This window comes from Streptomyces sp. NPDC054757, assembly GCF_053612185.1.
In genome coordinates this window covers 1-1,294 of sequence record NZ_JBSHBW010000060.1, presented here as the reverse complement: position 1 = coordinate 1,294, position 1,294 = coordinate 1, and the positions used below count along the sequence as shown (strand labels likewise).

The 1,294-nt window shown below is 71.0% G+C and carries 1 protein-coding gene; it reads right to left on the bottom strand.

Annotation, left to right across the window (positions count from 1 at the left end):
* Positions 1-1,052 (bottom strand): IS110 family RNA-guided transposase (locus ACWGKJ_RS34835; RefSeq protein ID WP_385034199.1); only part of this gene is annotated, 1,052 nt, incomplete at its 3' end.
* Between the last annotated feature and the right edge of the window lie 242 nt (positions 1,053-1,294).

Here is a 1,294-nt window from a genome sequence, read left to right as displayed (position 1 = left end):
AGCTGTTCGGTGGTGATCTGGGGGTGGGGCAGGTGTCGGTAGACCTCGCGGGCGACGAACCGTTTCAGGCAGCGGACGATGTCCTTCTTGGTCATGCCTTCGGTGGTGCGTCTGGCGACGTAGTCGCGGGTTCGCTGGTCGTAGCGCATGCGGACCAGCACGATGGTGTGCAGGGCCCGGTTGGCCTGCCGGTCCCCTCCCCGGTTGAGCCGGTGCCGGTGTGTGCGGCCCGATGACGCCGGGACCGGGGCCGCGGCGCACAGGTGCGCGAAGGACGCTTCCGAGCGCAGACGGTCGGGGTTGTCGCCCGCAGTGGTCAGCAGTTGGCCGGCGGTCTCGGGGCCGATGCCGGGCAGCGCGATCAGCTGTGGTGCGGCCCGGGTCACCAGCGGGCCGAGGTCGGCGTCGGCTTCGGCGATCTCCTCGCCGAGCCGCTGGTGGCGGCGGGCGAGCCTGCGCAGTGTGACCCTGGCTGCGTGGTCCGGGTCGGCGAGGTCGCCGGCGGGACGGGACCGGGCCAGGGTGTCGATCAGCTCGCCGGTGGCCAGCCCCCGCAGCTTTTCCCGGACCGCTGCGGGTGCCGTCACGACGAGGCTGCGGATCTGGTTGATGGTCTGGGTGCGGGCCTTGACCGCCGAGCTGCGGGCCACGCGCAGGGTGCGGATGGCCTCCACGATCCCGTTGCGGGTCTTGGGTGTGCCCGAGGCCCGTCCGGACAGCACAGCGGTGGCAGCGGCGTAGGCGTCGACCGGGTCGGACTTGCCGTTGTCCCGGCGGGCTTTGCGGTCGGGGCGGTCGACCTCGACGATGGTGATGCTGTTGACGGTCAGGAAGCGGGCGGCCTCGGCCCCGTAGGCGCCGGTGCCTTCCAGGCCCACCGCGAGCAGTTCGCCGTGCGAGCGCAGCCAGTCCAGCAGCCGCTGGTAGCCGTCCGGGGTGGTGGGGAATGCCTTGGTGGCCAGGTGCCGGCCGACCGTGTCGATCACCGCGGCCTGGTGGACGTCGGTGTGGGTGTCGATGCCGCCGATGACGGCTATCTCGTCTGCTGCCATGCTGAAGCCTGGTGTCCTTCCGCGCCGCGTGTCTGGGAGGGCACGTGCCGGTCGGGCAGACGGACAAGACAGTGATGGGACCTTTGGCCGGGCTCCTATGAAGTCACAGATGCCCGACCGGCCACGCGCGCTGTGGCCCCGCCCGGACAGCCGACGAATCCACGGAAGGACAGCCGAAGCGCCAGTCAGTCCTGGGGTCAGACCGCCGAGCGGAGCCACAGCAATCATCACTGTCAGTCCTC